Origin of the sequence: Streptomyces bugieae (assembly GCF_036352915.1) — a bacterium.
In the GTDB taxonomy this organism is placed as follows: domain Bacteria; phylum Actinomycetota; class Actinomycetes; order Streptomycetales; family Streptomycetaceae; genus Streptomyces; species Streptomyces endophytica.
In genome coordinates, this window is the sequence record NZ_JAZBJP010000001.1 from 188661 (window position 1) to 215042 (window position 26382).

Below are 26382 nucleotides of genomic sequence, written 5' to 3' on the forward strand. Positions count from 1 at the left end.
CTTTGAAGGCCCTGTGACCCGTCCCCTCCGCCGCACCGCCGCGCTGTGCGCATTGCTGACCGCCGCCACCCTCACCCCCGCCGGCCCGACCCAGGCCGCCACACCGACGTTGCCCCTGCGCTTCGGCGCATGCCCCGGCTCCCTCCCGAACCCACCGGCCCCCGAACACGTCGAGTGCGGACGGCTCCGGGTTCCGCTCGACTGGGGCCACCCGCGAGGACCGCACATCGACGTGACCGTCTCGCGGGTGCGCGCGTCGGGCGCCCCCGCCGAGCGGCGCGGCATCCTGCTGGTGAATCCGGGCGGACCGGGCGGCTCAGGGCTCTCCTACGCGGTCACGAAGCGGGCCAAGCTCCCGGAGAGCGTGCGACGCGCCTACGACGTCATCGGCTTCGACCCTCGTGGCGTCGGGCAGAGCGCTCCCGTGAACTGCGGCCCGATGGGCGGCCTCTTCACCAGCCCGGGCGCGAATCCCGTACCCATAGGCGCGCCGGCGGAGAAGAACTACCTCACCTCGCTGCGCAGCCTGGCCGACGACTGCGCCACGGCGGCGGGCGAAACGCTGCCCCACCTGTCCACGGAACAGACGGCACGGGACATGGACGCCCTCCGCGCCGCCCTCGGCGAACGCCGGACGAGCTTCCTCGGCGTCTCCTACGGCAGCTACCTCGGCGCCGCGTACGCCGCTCGGTTCCCGCACCGTGTGGGCCGCATGGTGCTCGACAGCGTGGTCGGTCCCTGGGACTGGTACGACTTCGACGTCATCCAGAGCCACGCACTGCTGCGACAGCGCGACACCTTCTTCACCTGGACCGCCGCCCACGCCGAACGCTTCGGCCTCGGCGGCAGTACGAACGCCGTACGCCGGGCCTATCTGCGCGCACGACACCACCTCACCGCGCACCCCGTGGACGGCTTCGGGCCCGCCGAGTTCGACCGCACCGTCTACCGTGCACTGGGCCGCACCGAACGCTGGGCCGGCCTCGCCGAGGGCCTGCGCGACTACCTGCACGACGGACGTCCCGACGGACTCCGCCCCGCCACCGCCTTCGACAGCCCGGATTCGCGCAACTACGAAGCGGCGAACCGGCTCGTCAAGTGCGCCGACTCCCCCGCCCCCGCACCCCACCGGATCCTGGCGGACATCCACCGCACCCGCCGGCTCGATCCGCAGCCGATCCTGACCGGCATGGAGGCATCTACCTGCGCCTACTGGCACCACAAGCCAACCCACCGCACCCCGCTCGGCAGCCCCGACGCCCCACCCGTACTGCTGGTGGCCTCCGCGCACGACCCCGTCACCCCCATCGAGGGCGCACACCGTCTGCGCCGACTGCTGCCCGGCTCGCGCCTGGTCACGCTCGACAACGACTACTCGCACGGCGTGTTCGCCAGCCGAGGCAACGCATGCGTGGACGACACCGCCGCTGTCTACCTCGTCAACGGCACGACTCCGAAGGCGGACGTGAACTGCACCGGCCCCGGACTGCCGGCAGTTCCGTAGATCCGGGGTGGCACTCCCGCGGCAACAGCGCCACCGCCCACACACCGCACACGCACACGCACACCGCACACCGCACACCGCACAGCAGCATGCGCACCGCACCAACGCATGCCGGACAGGAGAAACTTGTGACCGAGACCGCGCACCCCGGATACACCGTGCGCCCCGCGACACCTGCCGACGTGGACGCCGCCCGCCGCGTCATCCTCGACACCCTCTACCACGAGTTCGGATACGGGTACGTGCCCCACTGGCACCACGATGTGGTGGACATCGAAGGCACCTACCTCGACGACCCACGGCACCTGCTCCTCGTGGCCGTCCACGACGGCGAAGTGGTCGCCACGACCGGAGTACGGTCCGCGGGCCCGGCCCACCCACCGCACCCGCGCTGGCTGGCCGAACGCTACCCCTCCGGAACCACCGCCCAACTGGTCCGCGTCTACGTACGCCCCGAGCACCGGCGGCGAGGGCTCGCCCGCACCCTGGTCCGCACAGCTTGCGACATCATCGCGGACACACCCGGATACGAGCGCGTCTACCTCCACACCAACGTCGACGTCGAGGGTACGGAAGCCTTCTGGCGGAGCATCGCGGAGGAAGTGTTCGACGCCCGCACCACGGGCGTTCGGGGCGACCAGGCCCGTCGGGCCGTCGTAGTCCTTGCCTGCCTGGCAGAGGTAGTTGCCGCAGGTGCTGTTGGCGCCTTCGGTGACGTCGTTCAGCTTGTCCGTGTGCGCGTACGGCTACGAGGCAGGCACGTCATCCGCGCCCGGGGTGCCCGCGAGGGCGTAGACGCCGGCGATGAACGGCGCGGAGGCGCTGGTGCCGCCGTACACGTTCCAGCCGCTGGCCTGGTAGGTGTCGTAGACCGCGAGACCGGTGGCCGGGTCGGCGACCGCCGCGACATCGGCGACGGCGCCCTGCAGGTTCCGGACAGGGGGTGGCCGACTGCCGCTCATGGCGCACGAAAAGCCTCGCCACCGGCCACCGGCCACCGACGCCACGCAAGGCCCTCCCCCATCGCAGAACCCTCGGGAGCAAGAACGGCGAAGGGCTCCGGCCGTGAACCGGCCGGAGCGCTCGTCATCGTCCGGACTCAGGCCCGGGCCTTCTCCACGGCAATGCCTGGTGCGGTCGTCTCCAACCGTGAGTTCCGGCGGCTGTAGAGCAGGTAGACGACCAGGGCCAGGGCCAGCCATCCGCCGAACAACAGGTAGGTGTCGAGGGGGAGTTCGTACACCAGGTAGCTGCAGGCGAGGATGGAGAGGAGGGGGACGACGGGGTGTCCTGGGACGCGGAAGCCGCGTTCGAGGTCCGGGGCCGTGCGGCGGAGGATCAGCACGCCGAGCGAGACCACGGAGAAGGCCACCAAGGTGCCCATGCTGGTGAGGTCGGCGAGCAGGTCCAGTGGGAAGACCGCCGCGAGAAGGGCGACGAAACCGCCGGTCAGCAGGGTGGTGAACACCGGAGTACCGGTGCTGGGGTTCACCCGGCGGAAGGCGGCGGGCAGCATGCCGTCGCGGCCCATGCTGTAGAGGATCCGGCTCTGTCCGTACAGAACGACCAGCGTGACGCTGATGATGGACAGCACCGCGCCGGCGGAGAGCAGTACGGCGGGCCAGCTGGTGCCGGTGAGTCGGCCGAGGATGGCGGAGAGCCCGGCTTCCTGTCCCTCGAAGCGCGTCCATGGCTGGGCACCCACGCCGACCAGCGCCACCAGGGCGTACACGAGGGTAACGCCGACCAGCGCCAGGATGATGGCCAGGGGCAGCGTACGGCGGGGAGGTTGACGATTCCGCCCGCGCCCGGGGGCGCCGAGATCGCCTCGGGCATCCGGCAGCCGAAGAGCCGTTCGGTGAAGTCGTTGAGGTACTGTCCCCAGCTCACCGCGATCGCGGCGCCGGAGACCGCGTACTCCAGCAGCAGGCACCAGCCCACCGCCCAGGCCGCGAACTCGCCCAGTGTGGCGTACGCGTAGGAGTACGAGGAGCCGGAGACCGGTACCGCCGACGCCAGCTCCGCGTAACAGAGGGCGGTGAGGGCGGCGACCATGGCCGCGATGACGAAGGACACGATCACGGCGGGGCCCGCCTCCGGCACCGCGGAGTCCAGCGCGAAGAAGATGCCGGTGCCGATGGTGGCGCCGATCCCGATCATCGTGAGCTGGAAGAGTCCGACGGTGCGGCGCAGCCCGCCCGCTCCGTGCGAATCCGTGGTGAAGGTGTGCAACGGCTTGCGTCTGAGCATCTGCTGACGCAGCGTCGGCCGATGGGACATGGGGAACTCTCCAGGATGACGGTGACGGGCAACGGGATGCGGGGTGAGGGTTGAGGGTGGGGAGGGCAGGACGGCGTCAGCGGCTCAGGGACGGTCGCGCCGCAGCAGGTCGCCGTAGGTCTCGCGGCGCACCACGGCCCGCGCCTCGCCGTCGCGGCAGAAGACGACGGGCGGCCGCAGCGCGCCGTTGTAGTTGTTGCTCAGCGAGAAGCAGTACGCACCGGTGACCGGCACGGCGATCAGGTCGCCGGGACGGGGGTCACGCAGAGGTACACCGGCGCTGAGCAGGTCGCCGGACTCGCAGTGCCGGCCCACCAGGTGATACGGCTCGCCGCCGCCCACGCGGGTGGCGACCGTGGCCTCGAAGCGCTGTCCGTACAGCGCGACTTCGAGGTTGTCGCCCATACCACCGTCGACGGCGACGAAGGTCGGCTCGCCACGTTTGACGGTGGCCACCCGGTAGAGCGTCACTCCGGCCTTGGCCACCATCGACCGGCCGGGCTCGATGATGATCTGCGCGTCGGCGGGCAGCGTCCGGTGGGCCGCGGCCACCAGGGTGTCCAGATACTCCCCGACGGCGGGCGGGTGGTCCTCGTAGGTGTAGCGGGTGCCGAGGCCACCGCCGAGGTCGTAGACGGCGAAGGTGCCGAGGCCCGCCACGGCCTCCACTGCGCGCGCGAACGGCTCGGTGTCGAGGATCTGGGATCCGATGTGGACGTGCACCCCATCCAGGCGCAGCCGGCTGCTGGCGCGCAGCCGGGCGATCGCCTCCCGGGCCTGCGGCAGGGTCAGGCCGAACTTGGCGCCCTCCTGCCCGGTGGACACCGCGGCGTGGGTGTCCGGGCGGATACCGGGCGTCACACGGACGAGGACGGGCTGCTCGTCGGTGACGATCCGTTCCAGCCGGTCGACGTCGTCGAAGTTGTCGATGACGATCAGCCCGGCTCCGGCCTCCACGGCCATCCGCAGCTCGTCCTCGGTCTTGGCGTTGCCGTGGACCACCAGCGAGGCCGGGTCGACTCCCCCGGCCAGGGCCAGGGTCAGTTCGCCACCGCCCGCGACGTCGATGCTCAGCCCCTCCTCGGCCAGCAGCCGGTACACCGCCGTGCAGGGGAATGCCTTGGAGGCGAACGCGACCCGCGAATTCGGCCACCGGGCGGCGAGTCCGTCGGCGTAGGAGCGGGCGCGGGACCGCAGCGCGGCCTCGTCGACGACCAGTGCCGGTGTGCCGAAGCCTTCCGCGAGGTCGGTCACCGGGCAGCCGCCGATCACCAGCTCTCCGTCCTGGCCGAGCGCAGTGCCCGGCGGGAACAGCCCGAGCAGTGCCTCCTGGGACGTAGTGGCGTCGGTCTGGGGGGACCTCCCAGCGGTGGCTGGGCGAGCGACCGGAACGGCCATGGGTTTTCCTCCGTGCTTGCCGTGTGACCGGTCCCGCTCTCCGGGCCGGCCGCATCATGTTCCGGTCCGCCCTCCGGGCCGCGCGTTGTCGCGATCGCCTAGGGTCAGGGCATGGTTCCGTCGGAAATGACAAGCACGCACGCCGGAGGCGGCGACGGGGCCGGTGAGGAACTCTTCGCCCTCGCCGACGCCATCGCCGCCGTCATCGGTGGATCGGTGGCCATCGAAGACCTGGAAACCCGGGTGGTCGCCTACTCGACGCGGCCGGGACAGGCCATCGACGAGCTCCGCCGCCAGGGCATCCTCGGCCGACGGGTCCCCGAACAGCCCGGTCCCCAGGCCGAGCGGCAGCTCCGCCAGTACCGGCAGGTGCTCACCGCCCCCGGCGTCATACGGATGCCGGGGCTGGCCGAGGACGAACTGCCGCGCGCCGCGGTCGCCGTCCGCGCCGGAGACCTCCCCCTCGGCACCATCTGGGCAATCGAGGACCGGAGCCCACTCGACGAGGCCGGTGAGCGGGTGCTGCTGGACGGCGCCCGGACCGCCGCCCTGCACATGCTGCGCCGCCGCAGCGCCACCGCCCTGGAGCTGCACGCCCGGGAGCAGGCACTCCGTGCCGGCCTGGACGGCACCGCCCCCGCGACGGACACGGCCTACCGGCTCGGCGTCCCGGCGAACACGCCCCTGACCCTCCTCGGCTTCGCCCCCGTCGGCGCCTCCCCCGACGCCGGCACGCTGCTGACCCGTCTGGGAGCCGAGCTCGGTCGGCACTGGGCCGCGGTACGGCCCTCCGCCGCCGTCTGCACCGGCCCTCGCGCCGTGTACACCCTGCTGCCGGACGCCGACCCCGACTCGTCCCGCCGGCTGGCAGCACAGGCCCTCGCCGCGGCCTCCCGCCCCGGCACGCGGCCGCTGCGCGCCGCCCTCAGCCGGCCCGCCGCACTCCTGAGCGAGCTGCCCGAGCTGCGCTCGGACGTGGATGATGTGCTACGGGTGACCACGACCGACCCCGAAGCGCCGGATGTCGCCGCACTGACCGATGTCCACGCCCGAGTGCTCCTCGCTCACCTGGCGGACGAGCTCGCCCAGCGGCCCCGGCTGCGCCACCCTGGTGTCGAGGCGATGCTCACCCACGACCGAACCCGCGGCACGTACTACGCCGCCTCGGTCACCGCCTGGCTTGACGCGGTCGGCAACGTAGGCGAAGCGGCCCGCCGGCTGACGGTGCACCAGAACACCCTCAAGTACCGGCTGCGCCGCGCCCGCGAGCTGTTCGGCCTCGACCTGGACCAGCCGGACGACCGCCTGTCCTGCTGGCTGCAGCTGCGCATCGACGCCGCCCGACGCTGAGCGCACGGGCACCGGGGCCAGACACGAAGGTCAGGACGCGAAGGTCGGGATGCGAAGGTCAGGACGCGCTGCCCGCCTGCCACTGATCCGACGACAGATTCCATCCCTGTACTTGGTGCCGCGCTCCAACTGGTCCTGATGGGTGTGCCGGCAAGCTCACAAGCCGAAGGCGCCGCCTTCGATGAGGATGAGCAGCCCGACGGCGATCAGGACCAGTGGCAGCAGGATGTGACCCCATCGGGCGAGGGCCTTGGCGATGACCGGGCGGGTGGCGAAGAACCGACCGGCGAAGCACCACACCGCCACCAAGGCGAGGAACACCACGGCGTACACGCTCATCCCACCGACGCCGGCGGTGGCGAACACGGGCACGTAGACGCCGATGTTGTCGCCACCGTTGGCGAAGGTGACCGCGGCGACCTCCAGCGGGCGGGGTCCGCTCGCCTCGGCCTGCGCCTCGTCCTCGTCAGAACCGCCGTCGCGATGGTCCTTCCATGCCTGCCAGGCAGCCTTGAGGCCGAGCGCGAGGGGCAGCAGACCGAGGTAGGGAATCGCGGACTCGGGCAGGAACGTGGCGCCGAACGCTGCGGCCACCGCCACGGCGAGGATCGCGGCGAAGCCCAGGTACTGGCCGAGCACGATGCGGCGTGTGGAGCCGCGGTGCCCGGAGCCCTGGGCGAAGAACAGCGCCAGGATCAGGATGTCGTCGATGTTGGTGACGGCGAACAGTCCGGCTGCCTGTCCGATGATGCCCAGGTCCACGAGTGGGGACTCTCCTGTCGGTGGTGTGGTGACCCTGAGACGCTGCCGAGAGCCCTCACTACTCCCTCTTGCGGGGACGGGGTTGAGCGCCGAGGCCAGCACTGTCCCTCGTCACGACCATCGAACACGACGCCGTTGAGGTGCCTCTCAAAGTGCTGAACAACTGCTGTCGAGCCTGGTGACCCCGCTCGGAAGAGCAGCCACCTTCCCTGCGGAGATCACCTCACTGTCCAGGCCTGTGTTCTCTCAACGACGCTGCGTGACCCGGCGGACGGCGCTACCGTTCCGGTGAGGTCCACTATCAAGGGGTGGAGATGCTGGAAGAGGCGTTGGTGGCGCTGGCGGCGACCGGCGGTAGCGCGGTGGTGCAGGCCGCGGGTACGGAGGCCTGGGCCGGCTTGCGGCAGGCGGTGGCACGCTGGTTCGGTCGGGGTGACGGCCGGCGCCAGCAGGGAGAACTGGAGCGCCTGGACCGAACGGCGACCGCGCTGCAGACCACGGATGGGGCCGAGGCGGAGCGGGGGCGCCTGCGCCTGGAGGCGACGTGGCAGGCGCGCATCGAGGCCGTTCTGGAAAGCCTGGACGAGGCCGAGCGCGACCGAGCCGCCGACGAGCTGCGGAGCCTGCTGGCACAGCACGCCCCCGGGAGCGGCGTAAGCGCTGGGCCGGGCAGTCTCGCCGTGGGCGGCACCGCGAACATCCGCGCCGAGGGCGGGTCGATCGCCGCCGGGGTGATCCACGGGGGTGCGCACATCGGCAACCCTCAGCTGCCGGATCCGTCGCAGGGCTGAACGGACCGGCCGCCCCAAGCCCAACCTCCTCCACCGGATCGACATCCGCTGCCGGGCGAGGCCCCGGAGGCGTTACGGCGCACGCCCGCCGTGGCAGCCTGGCCGTCGGCTACGTCGCCGAAGGCGGCCAGGTCTCCTACTACGCCGCACCCCGGCCCCCGGTGAACTGGCCACACCAGATCGGGGTACTGCCCCGGCAGGCCGACTGCTTCCAGTACCGCGCGGCCGTCGCCCAGCTCGAAGAGGCGGTGTCCGGCGGGGGCACGGCGGTGCTGTGCCAGGTCCTGGCCGGCATGGGCGGAGTCGGCAAGACTCAGCTCGCTGCCCACCACGCCCGCCAAGTGTGGGCCACGGGTGGTGTGGACCTGCTGGTGTGGACGAACGCCACCACCCGCGAGACCGTCATCTCCGCCTATGCCCAGGCGGCCGCCGAGATCCTCGGGAGCGACCCCACCGACCCGGAACACGCTGCGCGCTCCTTCCTTGCCTGGCTGGAGCCCAAACCCGGTACCACACAGCGCCGTTGGCTGGTGGTGCTGGACGACCTCGCCGACCCGGCTCACCTGCGCGGGCTGTGGCCACCCGCCAGCCCACACGGCCGTACCCTGGTCACCTCCCGCCGCCGGGACGCCACCCTGACCGGCAGCGGTCGAAAGCTGGTACCGGTAGGCCTGTTCACACCGGACGAAGCAGCCACATACCTCACCGCCGCACTGGCCTCCCACGGTCGCCTGGAACCTCCGGCCGAGCTCGCCGCTCTCGCCACCGACCTCGGTCACCTCCCGCTTGCCCTGTCCCAGGCTGTCGCCTATCTCATCGACGCCGACATGGACTGCGCTGCCTACCGCACCCTGCTGACCGACCGCGCCGCGAGTCTCACCGATGCGCTCCCCGACCCTTCGGGACTGCCCGATGACCAAGCCACCACCACGGCCGCCGCCTGGGCACTGTCCATCGACCGCGCCGACCGGATCCCACCGATTGGCCTGGCGCGCCCCCTGCTGCAACTCACCGCGATCCTCGCCCCCAACGGCATCCCCGCTCCCGTCCTGGTCAGCCCGCCCGCTCTCGGCTATCTCACTGAGCACCGCACCGGCGCCACAGGACCAGCCGATACCGGCGTCACAGGACCAGCCGACGCCGGCGTCACAGGACCAGCCGATGCGGAAGAGGCCACGGCCCACGACGCCGAACGGGCGCTGCGCACGCTGCACCGCCTGAGTCTGCTGGACCACACCCCCAGGAACCCCCACCAGGCAGTACGCGTCCACCAACTCGTCCAACGCGCTACCCTCGACGCCCTCACCACACGGCAACGCGACCGACTCGCCCACGCCGCCGCAGACGCGCTCAGAGAAGTCTGGCCCGAGATCGAGCGCGACACGGCCCTCGCCCAGGCCCTGCGTGCCAACACCGAAGCCCTTACCCATCATGCGGAAGATGCCCTGTACCAGGTCGACGGCGCCCACCCATTACTCTTCCGCATGGGCCACAGCCTTCTGGAGGCCGACCAGCTCACCGCCGCCATCACCTACTGGCAGCATCTGAGGCGGGCAAGCCACGAGCATCTCGGCCCGGACCACCCCGACACCCTCACCGCTCAGGTCAACATCGCCTCCTGTCTGGGAAACGCAGGGGACACGACCGGCGCCGTATCCAGCTGTGAGGAGGTACTCCAGCAGATGCTGCGGGTGTTGGGACCCGAACACCCGAAGACCCTCCGTGCCAAGCACAATCTTGCCTACTGGCGGGGCGAGGCAGGCGACGCGACCGGCGCTGAAACCGCCTTTCACCAACTGTTGTCCGATCTTCTGCGAGTACACGGCCCCCACCACAGCGATACGTTGGCAGCCAAGCACAATCTTGCCTACTGGCGAGGTGAGGCGGGCGACGCGGTCGGCGCCGTTGCCGCGCTTGACGAGTTGTTGGAGGACTGCTTGAGGGTGTTCGGCCCGGACCACACCCGAACCCTCGCGGCACGAGCCAACCTTGCGGACTGGCAAGGCGAGACAGGAGGCGCGGCCGGCGCTGCGGATGCCTATACGCATCTCCTCAGAGACTGTCGGCGCGTGCTCGGTCCGGACCACCCTCGAACCCTTGCCACCCAAACCAATCTCGCGTCCTGGAGATTGACCTCCGGGGACCTTCCCGGTGCTGAAGCCGCCCTCGATCAACTACTCGAACGCTGTCTGCGAGTGCTCGGCCCCGACCACCCTGACACGTTGCAGACCCGACACACCCTGGCACGGTGCCAAGGCGAGGCAGGGTCACCGGAACAAGCCGTAACCAGCTTCCAAGAGGTGCTGGCCGATCGGGTGAGGGTACTGGGAGCGGACCATCCCACCACCCTCAGAACCCGGAGCGACCTTGCGCACTGGCGCGGTAAGGCCGGGGATGCGGTCGGCGCCGCGGCAGACTTCGACCGGCTGCTGACCGACCGCAGGCGGGTCCTGGGCACCGATCACCCTGCCACCCTCACCGCTGAGGCAAGCCTCGCCCATTGGCGGGAAAGGGCACAGGGCGAGGACGTTCCTCCGTCGACCGATCCATGAGCAAGATCGGTCAGCACGGCGTCGAAGGGGCCGGATCGACGGGCCGCGCGCCACCCATAGCCGTGGAACATGCTGTCGCCCAGGTAGATCACGCGCTTACCTCCGGCATCGATCGCCCAGGACGCCTGGGCGTCTCCGATGCCGTCGAGGGCGGGCACGGCGGCGATGCTGAAGGGCCCGATCGTGGCGGTCGCCCATGCCTGTTCGGATCACGAGCACCGCCCCGGTCCCCACAGAGAGGGAAAGGGGTGAAGGCTCCGACGGCTGCGAAGATCAACGGGCTCAGCGGCCGGAGCCGGTGGCCATGACCTTCCGCAAGCCGTAAACGGCAGCACCGAGGGCGAGGACGCCGGCACCGGAGATCACCGTGGCCACGGGCAGGGCGAAGGCGAGCGCCGTGCAGCCCGCCAGGCCGATGACGGGCACGAGGCGGGGCGGCCGCCCTTCGCCCTGTCTGAGGGTCCACGCCGCTGCGTTGGCGATGGCGTAGTAGGCCAGGACCCCGAAGGAGGAGAAGCCGATCACGCCCCGCACATCGACAGACGCGGCGAGCACGGCGACCACGGCGCCAACAACCAGTTCGGCACGATGGGGAACCTGGAAGCGCGGGTGGACCACGGCCAAAGCATGCGGCAGGTGACGGTCGCGGGCCATGGCGAAGGTGGTGCGCGAGACGCCGAGGATCAGTGCGAGAAGCGATCCGAGCGCCCCGATGGCCGCGCCAACACGCACGACCGGAACCAGGCCCGGGACACCGGCGGCACGTACAGCCTCAGCGAGCGGCGCGGCGCTCTGGGCGAGACGGTCCGGCCCCAGTACCGCGAGCACGCCCACGGCAACAGCCGCATACACGACGAGGGTGATACCGAGCGCGAGAGGGATCGCGCGGGGAATGGTGCGGGCGGGATCTCGAACCTCTTCGCCGAGCGTGGCGATCCGGGCGTAACCGGCGAAGGCGAAGAACAGCAGGCCGGCCGCCTGGAGCGTCCCCCCGACGGTCATGTCCGCGCCGACATCCAGGCGTGCGATATCGCCGGCATCACTGATCAGACAGGTGGTCACCACGGCAGCCAGGACCGCGAGAACCACAGCGACGATGGCACGGGTCAGCAACGCGGACTTCTGCACGCCGGTGTAGTTGAGCACGGTCAGCGCCACCACAGCGGCGACCGCAACAGCATGGGCCTGGCCCGGCCACGCATAGAACCCGACGGTCAAGGCCATCGCAGCGCAGGACGCGGTCTTGCCGACCACGAACGCCCAGCCGGCCAGATACCCCCAGAAGTCGCCCAGACGCTCACGGCCGTAGACGTACGTCCCCCCTGACTCGGGATAGCGGGCTGCCAGCCGGGCCGATGACGTCGCGTTGCAGTACGCCACGACCGCAGCCAGCGCCAGGGCGACCATGAGCCCGGAACCGGCAGCACCGGCCGCTGGGCCGAACGCAGCGAAGATCCCGGCCCCGATCATCGACCCCAGTCCGATCACCACCGCGTCGGAGACTCCCAAGCGGCGCTTCAGCTCACCCGAGCCCGACGAGGACCCCACCGTGTTCATCCCCTACTCCTCCACCGCACCAGCCGTTGATCTCGGCGCACGGTAGCCGACGACGGTGTCCAGCAGGAGCGCCCGCGACGTCGAACTCCCACCTGCGGACGTGGCTGTCCCTCACCTCTTCGGGCCGGAAGGCACTGGCAGGACACCTGGCCGAACTACGCCGCCTTGCAGATCTCGCAGACTCTGCCCGCCCGCAGACGATGTGAGTGCTCCACACGAAGTGTTCCAGCAGACCCCGGGCACCGCCGCCGATCCGTCCGCACCTCGCTCAACGCGCGACGGACGGGCTCAGAGCAGCAGTGGCGAACTGCCCTCCAGCAGGGCGTGGCCGAGACTGCGATAGCGGTCCCGGCCCACGAGCTCGGCGAGCGGGAGCAGCACCAGGGAAGCTGGGGAGAGCCAGGCGGGCCCCGGCCGACAGTGACAGCGCACCAGTAAGTGCGACGGCCGCCACGGCCGCGGTCCGGGCTCTAGTGAGCCGGCGACGCCTGGCCCCCTCGCCGTGACGGGTCAGCAGACAGTCCATCGGTGCCGCATGCCCGTACACGGCCGCACCGACCTCGCGGGCACGGGCGAGCGGCGCCGGGGGCAGCAACAACGAGCCGGCGTGCTCCGCCCCCCGTCCGCTGCGCATGCCGCTGGTGATGGCCGTGCAGCGAGCGCCGCGGACGAGCCGCAGCGGCCCGACGGGCTCACCGTGGCCGCGACGTCCCCTCACGTGCTGCGCACCGAGCGCGGCGCCGATGATTCGAATTGCTTCCGTGGCGCCGCGCTCGCCGCTCGCCGAGCTACTCGGTGATACCGTATAGTGGTACTTGGTACTACGCAGTACCGGAAAGGCTCAGAGGAGACCCGCGTTGGACGACCTGACGGAGATGCTGAAGGGCACGCTTGAGGGTTGCGTGCTTGAAATCATCGACAGCGAGGAGACCTACGGGTACGCCATCACGCGTCGACTGAATGAACTCGGCTTCGCCGACGTCGTCGAGGGGACGGTCTACACCATCTTGCTGCGACTGGAGAAGAACGGGCTCGTGCAGGTGACGAAACGACCCTCCGGTGTGGGTCCGCCGCGCAAGTTCTATGCACTCAACGACGCGGGGCGCGAAGAACTCAGGAGGTTCTGGGCGAAATGGGAGTACCTCTCATCACGAATCGACATGCTCAAGGGAGGCGGGAGATGAATTTCTGGGAGACCATCACCGGAAGCGACCTCACCAGGGAATGGAAGGCGTTCGAAGCCCGGGCCGAGGCATTGCCGGCCGACTACCGGGCGGCGTGGGAACAGATCAAGGTTCACCTCTCCCCCTACTCGGGCTTCACGGGGCGGAACCTGATGCCGATCCTCGACGGAGCCCTGGGGCTGCTCGAAGAAACGGCGGCGGATGGGCAGAGCATTCAAGAGGTGCTGGGCGACGACGTCGAGGGCTTCTGCGCGGCGCTGGCCGGCGGAGAAGGGGCTCGGAACCATCGCGACCGGTGGCGCCAGCAGTTGAACCGGAATGTCGCAAGGAAATTGGGCCAGCTAGGAGGCTGACATGGGCATCCAAGACATCATCGAGGGCAAGAAGCAGTGGCGAGCGCACATGGCGCGGATCAAGGCGCTCCCACCGGATTACCAGATCGTCTACAGGGAGATTCAGAAGTACTTCTTCAAGGTCGGACCCGTCGATTTGCCTGACGGGACCCTGCTCTCAGGGATTGTCGATTTCTTCGAGGAGGGCGTCGCGGCCGACAAGGGAGTCCTGGAACTCATCGGCAACGACGTCGCTGCCTTCTGCGACGACCTGGTCAAGGACTCGCGCACCTACGCGGACATCTACAAGGAGTCCATCATCAGCGGGAAACCCGGTACGGCCGAGAAGTAAGACCACTACTCCGCGTGGCTCGTCAGCGGGTATGCGTCGCCCCTGTCACCAACCATGTCACGCCAGTGCTTTTCAGCGGAGCGGATGAGGTCGGCGCCGAGGCGTTCGAGGAATCGGCCTGCCAGGGCGAGCCGGGATCCGGCAGCGGTCTCGGCTCCGAAGAGCTCGGCGCCGCGCAGCGCGGTGGCGGCGAGCCGCTGGTTGGCGGCGACGCTGGCCGCGACGGTCCGCAAGCCCGCCTTGTCGTCGAGGAAATACCGGTGGCGGCGGCCACGGTCATCGCGACCGCGGCGGATCAGGTCCTGCCGTTCCAGCAGGCGGACCGCGTGCGAGATGGTCGCCGCGCTGACTTGCAGGTGCTGCGCCATCTCGATGGCGGTGCGACTGCCGGTCTCGGAGGCGAACAGGCAGGCCATCACGCGGGCGGCGGTGCGCGGGAGGCCGGTTTCGACAAGTGCTGAGGTGAGGTCGGTGACGAACGCGGTCATTGCGTCGGGGTCGGGGCCGAGATGCTCGATGGTCCGCTGCGCCGGAGCGGGGGGCTGCGGCCGGCGCTGGGCTCGGTGGGTGGTCGCGAGCTGTGCCAGTTCCGCGCGGTACCGGGCAGGCCCGCCGTTGCGCGCGACCTCGCGGCTCACCGTCGAGGCGGGACGGTTCAGGCGTCGGGCGATGTCGGCGTAACTCAGGTGCTGCGCCAACCCCGCGGCGATCTGTTGCCGGTCGGCTCTGGTCAGCCTGCGTCCTGGCATCGGGTCGGTTCCTCTGATTCGGTTGTCTTGCACACAGTGTGTGCACCGGTCGCCGATCGTTGCAACACCCCCTCTTTCGCCGTGCGTTGACCATCACTGTCATTGCATCGACAGTTGCGTAGCTGACCAGCGCAAAGAGCACGGTCCCGAGGAGATCGCCGTTGACTGGCATTTCGACTCGTACCTAACGTTCGGCTCCGATCGCCGAACACGGGTGTCAGGTGGTCTCCCAGGGAGCAGCGAGGTGGCAGCGCGGCCAAGGTCGCCGTCGAGCTGATCTCCAGACACACCCCGAGTCGTCATGCGGTCCGTCCGCCGAACCGATTCCCATCGACGCCCGGCGAGACGCAGCAACAGATATCGATCGGTTGTCAGGAGCATCCCATGCGAGCCAAAGGCATCACCTACGACACTGGCTTCACTCCGGGCGGAAAGAGTTCGCGGCCCGTCTTCGACGCCGACGCGGTGCGACGCGAGATCCGCGTCATCGCAGACGACTTGCACTGCGATGCCGTGCGGATCACCGGCGGCGACCCTGGGCGACTGGCCCTTGCGGCCCGGCACGCCGCCGATGCCGGGCTTGAGGTCTGGTTCTCCCCATTCCCTTGCGAACTGTCCGCCGAAGAGCTGCTGCCCTACTTCGGCACCTGTGCCGACCGCGCCCAGGAGGTGGGAGCGGACGTCTTCGTCACCGGCTGCGAGCTGAGCCTGTTTGCCGCCGACATTCTCCCCGGAGACCACAGCCTCGCCAGAATCGAAGCCCTGACCAGCGGCGTCCCCGAGGCATTGGCCGGGCTCGCCGAGGTTCCTGCCCGGCTGAACTCCTTGCTGGCCAACATCGTTGAGACGGTGCGTTCACGGTTCCGCGGAAAGATCACCTACGCTTCCGGAACGTGGGAACGGGTCGATTGGGCGCCCTTCGACATCGTGAGTGCGGACGCCTACGGGGATGCCAGTGACGCCTTCCGTCAGGGTCTGCGCGAGTACTTCCGGCACGGCAAGCCGCTCGCGGCGACCGAGTTCGGCTGCTGCACCTACCGAGGTGCAGCCGAGCGCGGCGGCATGGGCTGGGTGGATGTCGTCGATCACGACGCCGATCCGCCCCGCATCAACGGCGATTACGTCCGCGACGAGGAAGAACAGGCCCACTGCCTGCGCGAGATGCTCGCCGTCTTCGACGAGGAAGGCGTGGACACCGCATTCTGGTTCACCTTCGCCGGCTACGAGTACCCGCACCACGCCGACCCGCGCTTCGACCTCGACCTGGCCTCCTACGGGGTATGCAAGCTGATGCCCGACGGCAGGCTCGCCCCCAAGCGCTCCTTCCACGCCATGGCCAAGGCATACCAATCAGCAACGTCAGCGTTGCCTGTCCAGGGTGAGGACGGCCCTACTGATGTTTCGGAATGCCGTGCGTAATCGTCTCAAGCAGATGATGCTGCAGGCGAGTTCGAGGATTCCTTGGTGGAGGTCGGCGCGTATCCCGTAGCGGATCCGCAGGCGTGTGACTTGGTGAAGCCAGGCGAAGGTGCCGTAGACGATGCCGGTCAAGGCAACACGGTCGTCCGCCGGAAGCCTGCCGGGGAGACGGCGCCGCCGGGGCGAACGGGCCCGGAGCAGCGGGACTATCCGCTCCCACAGATGCTGCTGGCATGATCAGTGGGTGACCAGCGAACCTGCGCGGCCCGGCCGCACGAAATACGTCCTGTTCGATGTCGACGGCACGTTGATCGACGCGGTGAGCAACCAGCGCCGGGTCTGGGGAACGTGGGCGCAGCGGTACGGGCTGGATGCGGACGAGGTCTACCAGGTGGCGCTGCGAACGCGGCCGATGGAGACGTTCGCCCAGGTCGCCGCGGACCAGGACCCGCGCGAGTGCCTGGCCGCACTGCACGAGTTGGAGGACGAGGACGTCCGGTCCGGCGTATATGCGGCATTCGACGGCGCGTTGGACCTGCTGCAGGGCCTGCCGCGAGGTTCCTGGGCGCTGGTGACCTCGAACTACGAGCACCGGGTGCGCGGCCGTTTTCTGCGGACGGGATTGCCGGTGCCGAGCGTGATCGTGGACGCGGCCGCTGTGGAGGAAGGCAAGCCGTCTCCGGTCCCGTATCTGCAGGCCGCTGCCCGGCTGGGTGCTTCGCCGGAATCCTGCCTGGTCATCGAGGACGCCCCGTCCGGAGTGCGGTCCGGGCTGCGCGCGGGGATGACGGTGTGGGGTGTGAATGGAGCTGTCGCGGTGGAAGGCGTGCATCGCCACTTCGACAGTCTGCGCCAGGCAGTCCCACACATACTGGCCTTCGCATCCGGCCCTCACAGGAATGCCGCAGCCTGAACCCGTCCGCAGACACCGGGCAGTACTGGCACGATCCCCGGGCCACTCCCCCGGGCGCACTGTGCGGGTGCTCCGCGCGGCGGGGGCTCTCCCGTTGCCGAGTGGCAACAGCTGAGGGCTGACCAGGATGGCGCTCGAAGGGTCGGCGGTCGTCAGGGTGGTGGGGATACGACCCCATCGCCTTGATCACGAGACTGCCTGGGGACAGACTGCACCCCATGAAGCTCACAGGCGTGGCCGACGACGACGTACAGAACCCCCATGGTGAAGTCGGTATGTCCCTTCTCGGGCAGCAGCGGTGAGCACCGGCCTGCCCATCTTCCGCTACCACCCTGACCCCCTGGCCAGCGGATCCATCCGGGCGAGCGCCGAAGAGTGCGTCTGTTGCCACCGCAGCTCGGGGTGGATCTACACCGCGACCTTCTACACCGCCCAAGAGGTCAACGGGCGCTTCTGCCCCTGGTGCATCGCCGACGGCAGCGCCGCTGAACGATTCGCCGGTGAGTTCTCCGACGCCTACGGGCTCGACGGCGTCAGCGAGGAGACCCTGCACGAGGTCACCCGCCGCACCCCTGGTTTCCACGCCTGGCAGGATCCGCACTGGCTGGTCCACTGCCAGGACGCGGCCGCCTTCCTCGGCGAGGTCGGGTACTCCGAGCTGGCGGCGCACCCCGACGCCCTGGACCAGCTCAGAGCCGACCTGCGGATGGGCGGCTGGCACGACGCATCCCAGCTGGAGCACTTCCTCACCCACCTCGGTGAAGGGGCAAGCGCCATGCTCTTCCGCTGCACCGTCTGCGGCACCCATCTCGCCTATGCCGATGCCTCCTAGCCCACCGCCCGGCTCGGCAACCGCGAAACCATGAGGTGAGGCAACGCACCGCCTCCACGCTCCCCGTCACTCAGCTGGCGGTTCGTCGGCGTCTGTGGCGTGCACGTCGGCTCGGTGCGCCGTACGGTCGGCAGACAGCCCGCTGGTGACAGGACGGCGTGGCCGGCGGTCCCGCATTCCCCGCACGTTGTGCGGGACCGCCATCCCTTACCGCGCTCGGGGCGGCGTTGCGGGCGCGGGCCTGGCACCCGCCTGCATCAGCCGAGGTGGCGGGAGCAGCAGAACCGCAACAGGTACCACATCAGGTACGACTCACCTTGCCCGCGCTCGCGGCGCCGACTGGCCAGCGACCAATCCTTCACGGGTGGGCAGCGCGATAGACGTTCGCTGCGCGTTGCGCCGAGGGTCGGCGCTGCGCGAAGACTTGCTGGACGCGGGCATCGGAGCGGGGCAGCTTCGTTCCTCCCTGGAGGATGGATCCGGGGACTTCGAAGTCGTACAGGACCTCGTCACAGGCATCGTTGACTGTCACCGTCGTCCTCATCAGGACGGCCCGGACTCCGCTGAAGTGATTGCGGAGCTCGGTGTCCAGGTAGTCGATCTGGGCATCCATGTTGAACACCGCGCGCGCCCCGAGCCCGTCCCCGCCGAACGGATGAGTGAACAGGCCGGCGCGCCGGGCCCCTGACGTCCACTGGGCCAGGCCGATACCGGGAAGCGCAGGGCCCACGTGCAGGGCCGCGCTACGGTTCATGATGTCATCCGCTTCGTGGTCCACGACGACACCAGCGAAGTTCTTCGATCGCATCGGGGTGTCGGCGGCGCTTCCCTCCACACGCGGCGGGATCACACCGGACTCGGCAACGAGGTTGCCCAGCAGCCCGGCCGCCCCGTTCACCGGGTACCCGTAGTGGTCGACGAGTCGTTCCATCACGTAGAGAAGCCGCCGGTCCAGGGGGAATTTCTCCCAGGACCAGACCTCGCTCCAGTTGACGATGGCGTCGAGGTCGCTTTGGAACTCTGCCGGGAGCGCAGGCCAGAAACGGGAGACTTCGGTGGGACCGACGTCTACCGCATCACTGCCGATGTTGTACCGCAGATAACGGTCGTCCTTGAAGAAGTAGGCATGACCGTCACCCCAGTTGATGATTGTGTCAAGCTTGCTCTGGAACTCTGCCGGGAGGGCGGGCCAGAAACGGGAGACTTCGGTGGGTCCGACGTCGACGGAATCGCTCTTGATGTTGTACCGCAGATAGCGGTCGCCTTTGAAGAAGTAGGCGTGCCCGTCTCCCCAGTTGATCGTGGCGTCGAGATCGCTCTGGAACTCTGCCGGGAGCGCAGGCCAGAAACGCGAGATCTCCGTAGGTCCGACGTCTACCGAATCGCTGCCGATGTCGTACCGCAGATAACGGTCGTCCTTGAAGAAATAGGCATGACCGTCACCCCAGTTGATCGTGGCGTCGAGGTCGCTTTGGAACTCTTCCGGGAGGGCGGGCCAGAAACGTGAGATCTCGGTGGGCCCGACATCGACCGAGTCGCTGTCGATGTTGTACCGCAGATAGCGGTCTGCCCTGAAGAAATAGGCCAGTCTGTCACTCATGATTCTCCGATCAGGCCGATCAGGGCCGCCGGCTGGACGACCGATGGGCCCGCGGCCCGGCCGAACCGGCCCCGTGCGAACGCGCCAGTCAGCGCTTGTGTGATGCACGTGGTCCACCCGTGCTTCTGCGATGCGCGTGGTCCACTCCCGCCAGTACCACCCAGTACCACCGCGGATGGCTCGGGCCCGCCCTGATGCGGCCTCGCACGTCCACGGCAGAACATGCCGTCGCGGGCCGGAGTGCCACGGTCAGGTGCCCCCAGGAGTGCCCCGCCATGGGCCCCATTCGAGTGTGCGCGCGTTGCCGTCATCGTGCACCCTGGCAGTGAGAAGGTCCCCACCAGGGCCTTCACGCCGGTTGAGGGCGGCTCAGCGCCGGCTCCGCGGATCGGTCATCAGCCCGGCACCGGGGCGTCCGCACATAGGGCACACGAGAGCGTGCGTCGGAAGCTCGCTCTGGCCTGCGCTCCCCGAGGGAAACCTCGGCCTTCTGCCCAGCGATGAACCCGGCCGGTGGACGCGCTCCGCATCCCGCGCAGTGGCAAACACTCACAGAGGACATCCCGCGCGGTGGCAAACACTCACACAGGAGGTGTCAGAGCGATGGTCACAGCACCAGTTCTGTGGAACAACGGCAAGGCCTACATGTTCGACGGCGGAAACTATTACCGCTACGACGTGGCCAGCGACAAGGTTGACCCGGGCTATCCGAAGCCGATTTCCAGCGGCTGGCCCGGGCTGTTCACGTCCCGGGTCGACGCCGGTGTGGTGTGGAACAACGGCAAGGCCTACTTCTTCCGCGGATCGGAGTACGTCCGCTACGACATCGCCGCAGACAAAGTCGACCCCGGCTACCCGAAGCCGATCTCCAGCGGCTGGCCCGGGCTCTTCACGGACCGGATTGACACCAGCGTGGTGTGGAACAACGGCAAGGCCTACTTCTTCCGCGGATCGGAGTACATGCGCTACGACATCGCCGGGGACAAAGTCGACCCGGGCTACCCCAAGCCGATCTCCGGTGCTTGGCCCGGCCTTTGGACGTCTGATCTCGACGGTGGCGTGGTGTGGAACAACGGCAAGGCCTACTTCTTCCGCGGATCGGAGTACATGCGCTACGACATGGCCGGGGACAAGGTCGACCCCGGCTACCCGAGCCCGATCTCCAGCGGCTGGCCGGGCCTTCCGTAGGCGCGCTCGTCACCTCTTCGGGCGGTCAGGCCCGAAGAGGTGACATGTCTGACCCGTCGGCCACGGCCGTTGTGGAGTCGGCGACTTCGCGGAGCAGGTCGCGTCGTTCGGACAGGCAGGGACAGAGACAGGGACAGGGACTCCGGGCCCGGGTGCGTTCCCCCGGCGGCGAGTTGCGCGATCGCACGAGGAGTGCGTCGATGTCGGGGCCACGGCGAGATCGTCGGTGGTGGGGCTGGTCTTCGCGTTCGCAGCCTCGCTCGCAGGTCGGGTGCGGGTGTCAGGAGAGCTCGGGGAGGACCTCGCCCGCGACGCGGTGGCCGGATTCAGCGGCTCCGTCGATGTAGCCCGCCCAGTTCGTGGCGGTCTCGGTGCCCGCCCAGTGCAGGGGACCGACCGGGCTGCGCAGGGCCGGCCCGAAGCGGGTGAGGGTGCCGGGCACGGCGAACGCTCCGTAGCATCCGCGGCTGTACTCCTCTTCCGCCCAGTCACGCTCGATGTAGGCGAGGGGGTTGCCGGCCCGGGGCCCGAAGTAGCCGACGAGGTCATCGATCACCTGGGCGCGCCGCGCGTCGAGGTCCATGCGCGCGCCGGCATCGGCGTGCCGGCCTTCGAGGAAGCCGACGAGGACTCCGGGAGAGCCGCCGAAGGGCGTGTTGTCGAACACGGTGCCCAGGGGGCGGTCGGTGCTGTTCGCCTGGCCGCTCAGGCCCGCGTGGCGCCAAAATGGCTCGTCGTAGGCGACGTTGACCTTGATGACCCGGCCCATCGGCATCCGCTGGACGAGCTGGTCACGGTCGCCAGGAAGGCCCGGTGTGAAGCGGATGCGCGCGGCGAGCGGGGGCGGCACCGCGACCACGGCCCGGCGGGCGCGCACGGTCAGGCCGTTGCGGGTGACGACGCGGACACCGGAGGTCTGCCAGTCGATGTCGGTCACCGGCGCGTCGAGGACGACCCGGTCACCGAGTTGCTCCGCCAGTCCCAGCGCGATGCGTTGCGTTCCGCCGACCACGCGGTCCTGCTGCGCCCCGCCGGCGGTGTTGATCAGCGCGTCGAGGCCGCCGGCTCCGCCGACGTAGAAGGCGGCCCACAGCGCGGACATGTCCTCCGGCTCGGCGGAGAACACGCCCTCGGTGACCAGCCGGAAGAAGGCGCGGCCGCCCGCGGTGTGCGCGGTCTTGCGAAGCCAGGTGTCGAAAGTCTGGGTGTCCAACTCCTCGGCGCGGGGTGCCCGCCACGGATCGGTCGCGGCGACCTGGCGCGCGAGCCGGTCCAGGCGGTACTGGGCTTGTCCGATGTCGGCCAGCACCAGCGGGTTCAGCCTGGGTATCCGGCCCGTGTACTGGGAACGGAAGGAGCCCATCTCGGCGATGTGCTCGCCGTCGACGTAGGTGGGGTAGGTGCGCAAACCCAGTGCGTTGATCAGTGCCAGCGCGCGGTCCTGCCCCGGGCCGACCCATTGCCCGCCCACCTCGATGGGGGCGCCGCCGGGTAACTCATCGTTGAGAAGCCGGCCACCGACCCGGTCGCGCGCCTCCAGCACCAGCACTTCCGCCCCGCCCTGAACCAGGTCGCGAGCTGCCACCAGACCCGCCACTCCGGCCCCGACGACCACGGCGTCCCAAACGTCCACCGACTTGTCCATCGTCACCTCACATACAGAGTGAATCTGACATGCGCAGCGTATGTGATATCCATGCCGTGTGGAAACGCTGCGCGAGAAATACGCGGAGAACACCCGCCGCACCCTGCTCGACACCGCTCTGCGGCTCTTCACCGAGCGCGAATATTCGAGCGTGCCGGCCGAAGAGCTGGTGCGCACCGCCGGCCTCACCCGCGGCGCGCTCTACCACCACTTCGACGGCAAACTCGGACTCTTCGAGGCTGTCTTCGAAGACCTGGAGCGGCAGGCCACGCAGCGCATCAGGGCGGCGATCGACTCCGTCTCGGACCCGCGTGAGCGAGCCGACCGGGCCGTCGACGAGTTCCTCGACGTCTGTATGGAACACGCCTATCGCCACATCGTGCTCCAGCAAGGCCCGATCGCCCTGGGCTGGCAGCGATGGCGTGAACTGGACCAGCGCCATCTCGGCGGCCTGGTCCTCGACATCGTCAACGCCGCGCTCGACGCCGGGCGCATCCGGCCCCACCCGGCCGAACTGATCGCCAGGGCCTTCTACGGCACCCTCACCGAACTGTCCCTCGCGATCGCCGAGGCCGACAGCCCTGACCAGGCCCGAACTCAGGCAGCCGATCTCGTACGCGATCTCGTGGACGGTCTGGCGATCGACGCACCTTCGTCCTCGACCTGACCACTGCCCCGCGGCCACGCCCGGCAACGGCACGCAGCCCTACCGTCGCTGACCGTGTCCCCTGGGCTCCATGGCACGGTGCGGCCACCGCATCAGTCGGTCTCGGTGTCCCGGACATCCGGGTCACCGCCACGCCGGTCGACGCCTTCGCGACTCAAGAGCTCTGCGTGTGGTGGTCCAGCAAGCGGATGAGCAACCGCACGAGTTGATCGCGTTCGGCCGGACTCAGCGGCGCGAGCAGTTCGTCGTGGAGGTCGTCCAGGACCTTGTCGAGGCGGCGGAGACGGCGGCGGCCTTGGGCGGAGATCGTGATGATGTTGCGGCGCCGGTCATCGGGATCCGGTGCCCGCTCGACGAGGTCGCGCTCGGTCAGTTCGTTGAGCACGCCGACCATGTCGCTGCGGTAGATGCCGGAGCGCCTGCTCAGCTCCGCCTGGCTGCCCGGCCCGAACTCCTGCAGTGAGGCGAGCACGGCGTAGTGCCACTTGCGGGCGTCGGCCCGGGCCAGCCCCTCGGTGATCAGCCGGTCCGACCGCACGGTGAGCTGCGACAAGAGTCGGCTCGCCCGTCGTCGCAGCCTGTCCGGCGTCTTGGGTGCGCCGCCGTCGGGCAGGTCCGCGGCTTCGTCTCTGATCATGGCGCCCACCCTACCTATTGCGTTAGTGCCACTAACGATATACGTTCACTCGCGCCGAGAACGTTAGTGACACTAACGGTACCGGTGCGAGTGAAGTGAAGAAAGGAAGCTCTTGCCCACCAAGACACTGCAGATTCCCACCACGGACGGCCAGGCCGACGCCTTCGCCGCCTACCCCGACGGTGGCGGGCGGCACCCTGGGGTGCTGATGTACGCGGACGGCTTCGGCATCCGGCCCGTGCTGCGGGAGATGGCCCGCGAACTGGCCGGGCACGGGTACTACGTGCTCGTCCCCAACTTCTTCTACCGGCACGGGCCGGCACCGGTGATCGAACTTCCCGAGTACATCGGAGAAGAGGTCCGGCCCGCGATCTTCGCCCAACTGATGCCCTTGATCGAGGCGCACACCGCCGAACGTGCCCTGCGCGACGCCGATGCCTACCTCGGGTTCCTCACCGCTCAGCCCGAGGTCAGCGCCGGACCGGTCGCGGTGACCGGCTACTGCATCGGCGGCCTCCTGGCGATGCGCACCGCCGCGGCCCACCCCGGCCAGGTGGCGGCCGTCGCCGGATTCCACGGCCCCGTGGGCGCCGACGGGCCCGACAGCCTCTCCACGATCACCGCGGAGGTCCACCTCGGCCACGCCGAAACCGACTTGACGCCCGAGGCCCTCGGCGAACTCAACCAGGCACTCGACGCCGCAGGTGTCGACCACACCTCCGAGATCTACCCCGGCACCGTCCACGGCTTCACCATGTCCGACACCGACGCCTTCAACCCCGCCGCACTGCAGCTTCACTGGGACCGCCTGCTGCCGCTCCTCGGCCGCACCCTGGCCAACGGCTGAGGCTCCGGCCCGGAAACCCGACCCGAAGCGCACGGCTCCGCAGCCCGTAGCTCACGCGCCGGCCGCAACGCGGACGCAGGGGCCGGGACCTGGTGATCGTGGTCATGCGCCGCCATCGCGAGTACCAGGTGACAGCTTCCGCAGAGGTCGTTGCGTCTGGCGAGCGAGCCGGTCTCAGCCGTCCGGTAGATGAATGCCGATTCTCAGCTGTCCGGTAGGTGAGTGCCGACGATCACGCTGAGGTCTGCTGCGAGGCGGAGTTCAGCGGCTCGCAGTCCGGGGTGCTGGAGCCAGCGCAGTCGGGAGTGGTCGGGTGCGCCGTTGAACTGGGGTGGCCATGTCGTGGCCGGGGTGAAGTCGTCGATCACGACCGTGCCGCCGGCGGTGAGCAGGCGAGCGGGGTCTGCGGTGCCGTCGCCCTTGGCCTGGCCTCCGCCGTCGAGCACGAGCAGGTCGTACGGTCCGTACTCTTCGATGCGCTGCCAGTCGCCCTGGAGGACCTCGACACGGTCGCAGTCATGGAAGACGTCCGCAGCGATGCGGGCTCGTTCCGGATCCCGTTCGATGCTGATCAGCCGGGTGGCCGGAGACGCGCCCGAGGCCAGCCAGGCCAGCCCGACGCCGCAGCCTGTTCCGGTCTCGGCGATGCGGTGGGGTGCTCCTGCGGCCAACACCTGCAGCAGACGCCCCTGTTCGGGCCGGCAGGAGTAGGCGAAACCGTGCGTGCGCGCCGCCTCGACGGCCCGCCGGACCAGCACAGGCAGGGCGTCGTTGTTCCGGTAGGCGTCGGTCCCCTGAAGCGACATGCCCTGCATTATGGCTGCGCAGCCGCCCCGTTGAGTCGGCGGTGGCGAAGATGAGGCGGCGGATGCCGCTCAGCCGGGCTCATGGTGCGTGCCGGCTTCACCGCGGTGACTGCGCGGACCGCAAGGTGGCGGCCAGTTCGGCGGCCGGGGTGGTGGGTGTGCGGGGGTGCAGGAGCTCGGTGCGGTGCACGATGCGGGGCTCGCTGATCGGCACGGCCACGACACCGGGGAGGTCTCCGGCTGCGGACAGGGCGGCAGTGGTGAGGCCGGCTCCGGCGGCCACCAGGACGGACAGTCCGCGGACGTCGGTTCCGGTGTACGTGAGTTGGTGGCCGAAGCCGTCGGACTGGGCGGCGGCCCGGAGCTCGGCCAGGGGCACGGCGGCGTCGGCTGCGTCGATCCAGCGGGCGGCGGCGAGGTCGGCCAGCCGCAGCGCCGGACGGCCGACGAGCGGGTGGGCGGCGGGCAGGAGTACCGCGAGAGGTTCCTCGCTGATGGGAAAGGCGGTCAGGGGGCCGGCGTCGGGCAGCGGCAGCGGATCGGTGGCTGCCACCGCCCCGTCGACCAGTGCCAGGTCCGCCCCGCCGGTCAGCACGGACTGGACCGCCTCGGTCCGGCCGCACACCCGCACCGAGACCGCGAGTTGCGGGGCCGCGCTACGGGCGCGTACCAGCGCGAGTGCGGTGGCGGGCGTCAGCGTGCCCGGTGTGCAGGCCACTGCGAGCCGCCCCGGGCGCACCTGTCGCAGGCGCGCGACGTCCGCCCGCGCCGCGTCCAGGCGCAGCAGCAGCGGCCGGGCGTGCTCCAGCAGCCGCTCCCCCACCTCGGTCGGCGCCACCGGTCGGCGGGTCAGCAGCGGCGCCTCCAGATCGCTCTCAAGGCTCGCGATGTGCTGCGAGACCGCGGACTGGGTGTAGCCGAGGGCCTGGGCGGCGGCGGAGAAGGAGCGGTGGTCGACCACGGCGACGAAAGTACGCAGCTGCTGCGGATCCATGAGTATCAGTATTGCTGATGCTG

The 26382-nt window shown here is 69.6% G+C and carries 26 protein-coding genes and 2 pseudogenes; 16 read left to right on the forward strand and 12 right to left on the reverse strand.

The features are described 5' to 3' along the window. Positions 1–13 precede the first annotated feature (13 nt). Positions 14–1504: an alpha/beta hydrolase gene (locus V2J85_RS00955; RefSeq protein WP_330820315.1), complete on the forward strand. Its 1491-nt coding sequence runs from the start codon at positions 14–16 to the stop codon at positions 1502–1504. A gap of 89 nt (positions 1505–1593) precedes the next feature. After that, a pseudogene (locus V2J85_RS00960) lies at positions 1594–2139 on the forward strand (GNAT family N-acetyltransferase); the annotation flags it as partial. Positions 2140–2250: 111 nt separating this feature from the next. On the opposite strand, the gene V2J85_RS41185 reads toward V2J85_RS00960, so the two are convergent. Both V2J85_RS41185 and V2J85_RS00970 read right to left on the reverse strand, forming a co-directional pair. Then, positions 2251–2466, reverse strand: coding sequence for a hypothetical protein (locus V2J85_RS41185; RefSeq protein ID WP_410011379.1), 216 nt, complete (start codon positions 2464–2466; stop codon positions 2251–2253). Positions 2467–2603: 137 nt separating this feature from the next. Beyond that, entirely contained in the window at positions 2604–3236 is a 633-nt protein-coding gene (locus V2J85_RS00970; protein WP_261953605.1) for an APC family permease, read from the reverse strand. A gap of 57 nt (positions 3237–3293) precedes the next feature. Between V2J85_RS00970 and V2J85_RS00975 the strand changes: the two genes are divergently transcribed. Next, positions 3294–3485 (forward strand): hypothetical protein, encoded by a 192-nt coding sequence (locus tag V2J85_RS00975; RefSeq protein WP_261957577.1) that lies wholly within the window; start codon positions 3294–3296, stop codon positions 3483–3485. Here V2J85_RS00975 and V2J85_RS00980 read toward each other — a convergent pair. Further along, positions 3425–3655: pseudogene (locus V2J85_RS00980) on the reverse strand (amino acid permease); the annotation flags it as partial. The gene V2J85_RS00975 and the pseudogene V2J85_RS00980 overlap by 61 nt on opposite strands. Here V2J85_RS00980 and V2J85_RS00985 point away from each other — a divergent pair. After that, positions 3558–3761, forward strand: coding sequence for a hypothetical protein (locus V2J85_RS00985; protein ID WP_261957576.1), 204 nt, complete (start codon positions 3558–3560; stop codon positions 3759–3761). The pseudogene V2J85_RS00980 and the gene V2J85_RS00985 overlap by 98 nt on opposite strands. Positions 3762–3868: 107 nt before the next feature. Here V2J85_RS00985 and lysA read toward each other — a convergent pair whose 3' ends face one another. Next, positions 3869–5182: a diaminopimelate decarboxylase gene (gene lysA, locus V2J85_RS00990; RefSeq protein WP_330820316.1), complete on the reverse strand. Its 1314-nt coding sequence runs from the start codon at positions 5180–5182 to the stop codon at positions 3869–3871. Positions 5183–5308: 126 nt separating this feature from the next. Between lysA and V2J85_RS00995 the strand changes: the two genes are divergently transcribed. Next, positions 5309–6532, forward strand: a complete 1224-nt coding sequence (locus V2J85_RS00995) for a PucR family transcriptional regulator (protein ID WP_330820317.1) — start codon at positions 5309–5311, stop codon at positions 6530–6532. Positions 6533–6688: 156 nt separating this feature from the next. Here the strand turns inward: V2J85_RS00995 and V2J85_RS01000 are convergent, their stop codons facing one another. Beyond that, a complete protein-coding gene (locus V2J85_RS01000; RefSeq protein ID WP_330820318.1) occupies positions 6689–7294 on the reverse strand; it encodes a cadmium resistance transporter in 606 nt (201 codons plus the stop codon). 314 nt (positions 7295–7608) lie between these two features. Here V2J85_RS01000 and V2J85_RS01005 point away from each other — a divergent pair, with 314 nt between their 5' ends. Together V2J85_RS01005 and fxsT are read left to right on the forward strand one after the other, a co-directional pair. Continuing rightward, entirely contained in the window at positions 7609–8085 is a 477-nt protein-coding gene (locus tag V2J85_RS01005; RefSeq protein WP_261957277.1) for a hypothetical protein, read from the forward strand. 161 nt (positions 8086–8246) lie between these two features. Further along, positions 8247–10637, forward strand: coding sequence for an FxSxx-COOH system tetratricopeptide repeat protein (gene fxsT, locus V2J85_RS01010; RefSeq protein ID WP_330820319.1), 2391 nt, complete (start codon positions 8247–8249; stop codon positions 10635–10637). A gap of 282 nt (positions 10638–10919) precedes the next feature. On the opposite strand, the gene V2J85_RS01015 is transcribed toward fxsT, so the two are convergent. Continuing rightward, positions 10920–12194 carry an APC family permease gene (locus V2J85_RS01015; protein WP_330820320.1) on the reverse strand — a complete coding sequence of 425 codons (1275 nt, stop codon included), beginning with the start codon at positions 12192–12194 and terminating at the stop codon, positions 10920–10922. 857 nt (positions 12195–13051) lie between these two features. Between V2J85_RS01015 and V2J85_RS01020 the strand changes: the two genes are divergently transcribed. The 3 genes from V2J85_RS01020 to V2J85_RS01030 are packed head-to-tail and all read left to right on the forward strand — an operon-like array spanning position 13052 to position 14062. Then, a complete protein-coding gene (locus V2J85_RS01020; RefSeq protein WP_261953599.1) occupies positions 13052–13378 on the forward strand; it encodes a PadR family transcriptional regulator in 327 nt (108 codons plus the stop codon). Next, complete coding sequence (locus V2J85_RS01025) at positions 13375–13731, forward strand: DUF1048 domain-containing protein (RefSeq protein ID WP_330820321.1); 357 nt, start codon at positions 13375–13377, stop codon at positions 13729–13731. Before V2J85_RS01020 ends, V2J85_RS01025 begins: the two co-directional genes overlap by 4 nt. Before the next feature lies 1 nt (position 13732). Then, positions 13733–14062, forward strand: coding sequence for a DUF1048 domain-containing protein (locus tag V2J85_RS01030; protein ID WP_330820322.1), 330 nt, complete (start codon positions 13733–13735; stop codon positions 14060–14062). A 5-nt stretch (positions 14063–14067) separates the two neighbouring features. On the opposite strand, the gene V2J85_RS01035 is transcribed toward V2J85_RS01030, so the two are convergent. After that, complete coding sequence (locus V2J85_RS01035; protein ID WP_330820323.1) at positions 14068–14811, reverse strand: helix-turn-helix domain-containing protein; 744 nt, start codon at positions 14809–14811, stop codon at positions 14068–14070. Between the two features lie 384 nt (positions 14812–15195). Here V2J85_RS01035 and V2J85_RS01040 point away from each other — a divergent pair, with 384 nt between their 5' ends. From V2J85_RS01040 to V2J85_RS01050, 3 genes are all read left to right on the forward strand, one after another. Continuing rightward, positions 15196–16230 (forward strand): hypothetical protein, encoded by a 1035-nt coding sequence (locus V2J85_RS01040; RefSeq protein ID WP_330820324.1) that lies wholly within the window; start codon positions 15196–15198, stop codon positions 16228–16230. Positions 16231–16474: 244 nt separating this feature from the next. Next, on the forward strand, positions 16475–17143 hold the full coding sequence (locus V2J85_RS01045) for an HAD family hydrolase (protein ID WP_330820325.1): 669 nt from the start codon (positions 16475–16477) through the stop codon (positions 17141–17143). 298 nt (positions 17144–17441) lie between these two features. Further along, positions 17442–17975 (forward strand): CbrC family protein, encoded by a 534-nt coding sequence (locus tag V2J85_RS01050; RefSeq protein WP_261953593.1) that lies wholly within the window; start codon positions 17442–17444, stop codon positions 17973–17975. Between the two features lie 358 nt (positions 17976–18333). Here the strand turns inward: V2J85_RS01050 and V2J85_RS01055 are convergent, their stop codons facing one another. After that, the gene (locus V2J85_RS01055) at positions 18334–19575 is read right to left on the reverse strand and encodes a phage tail tip lysozyme (RefSeq protein ID WP_261953592.1); all 1242 of its coding nucleotides are present in this window, start codon (positions 19573–19575) and stop codon (positions 18334–18336) included. A gap of 603 nt (positions 19576–20178) precedes the next feature. Between V2J85_RS01055 and V2J85_RS01060 the strand changes: the two genes are divergently transcribed. Then, positions 20179–20763: a hemopexin repeat-containing protein gene (locus V2J85_RS01060; RefSeq protein WP_330820326.1), complete on the forward strand. Its 585-nt coding sequence runs from the start codon at positions 20179–20181 to the stop codon at positions 20761–20763. A 280-nt stretch (positions 20764–21043) separates the two neighbouring features. On the opposite strand, the gene V2J85_RS01065 is transcribed toward V2J85_RS01060, so the two are convergent. Further along, positions 21044–22396, reverse strand: coding sequence for a flavin monoamine oxidase family protein (locus tag V2J85_RS01065; protein ID WP_330820327.1), 1353 nt, complete (start codon positions 22394–22396; stop codon positions 21044–21046). Between the two features lie 70 nt (positions 22397–22466). On the opposite strand from V2J85_RS01065, the gene V2J85_RS01070 reads away from it, so the two are divergent. After that, positions 22467–23075, forward strand: coding sequence for a TetR/AcrR family transcriptional regulator (locus V2J85_RS01070; RefSeq protein WP_261953589.1), 609 nt, complete (start codon positions 22467–22469; stop codon positions 23073–23075). Positions 23076–23229: 154 nt separating this feature from the next. On the opposite strand, the gene V2J85_RS01075 is transcribed toward V2J85_RS01070, so the two are convergent. Beyond that, positions 23230–23712, reverse strand: coding sequence for a MarR family winged helix-turn-helix transcriptional regulator (locus V2J85_RS01075; RefSeq protein ID WP_261953588.1), 483 nt, complete (start codon positions 23710–23712; stop codon positions 23230–23232). A gap of 112 nt (positions 23713–23824) precedes the next feature. Between V2J85_RS01075 and V2J85_RS01080 the strand changes: the two genes are divergently transcribed. Beyond that, positions 23825–24559 carry a dienelactone hydrolase family protein gene (locus tag V2J85_RS01080; protein ID WP_330820328.1) on the forward strand — a complete coding sequence of 245 codons (735 nt, stop codon included), beginning with the start codon at positions 23825–23827 and terminating at the stop codon, positions 24557–24559. A 203-nt stretch (positions 24560–24762) separates the two neighbouring features. On the opposite strand, the gene V2J85_RS01085 is transcribed toward V2J85_RS01080, so the two are convergent. Continuing rightward, complete coding sequence (locus V2J85_RS01085; protein ID WP_330820329.1) at positions 24763–25365, reverse strand: O-methyltransferase; 603 nt, start codon at positions 25363–25365, stop codon at positions 24763–24765. A gap of 97 nt (positions 25366–25462) precedes the next feature. Further along, entirely contained in the window at positions 25463–26359 is an 897-nt protein-coding gene (locus V2J85_RS01090; RefSeq protein WP_330820330.1) for a LysR family transcriptional regulator, read from the reverse strand. Positions 26360–26382 lie beyond the last annotated feature (23 nt).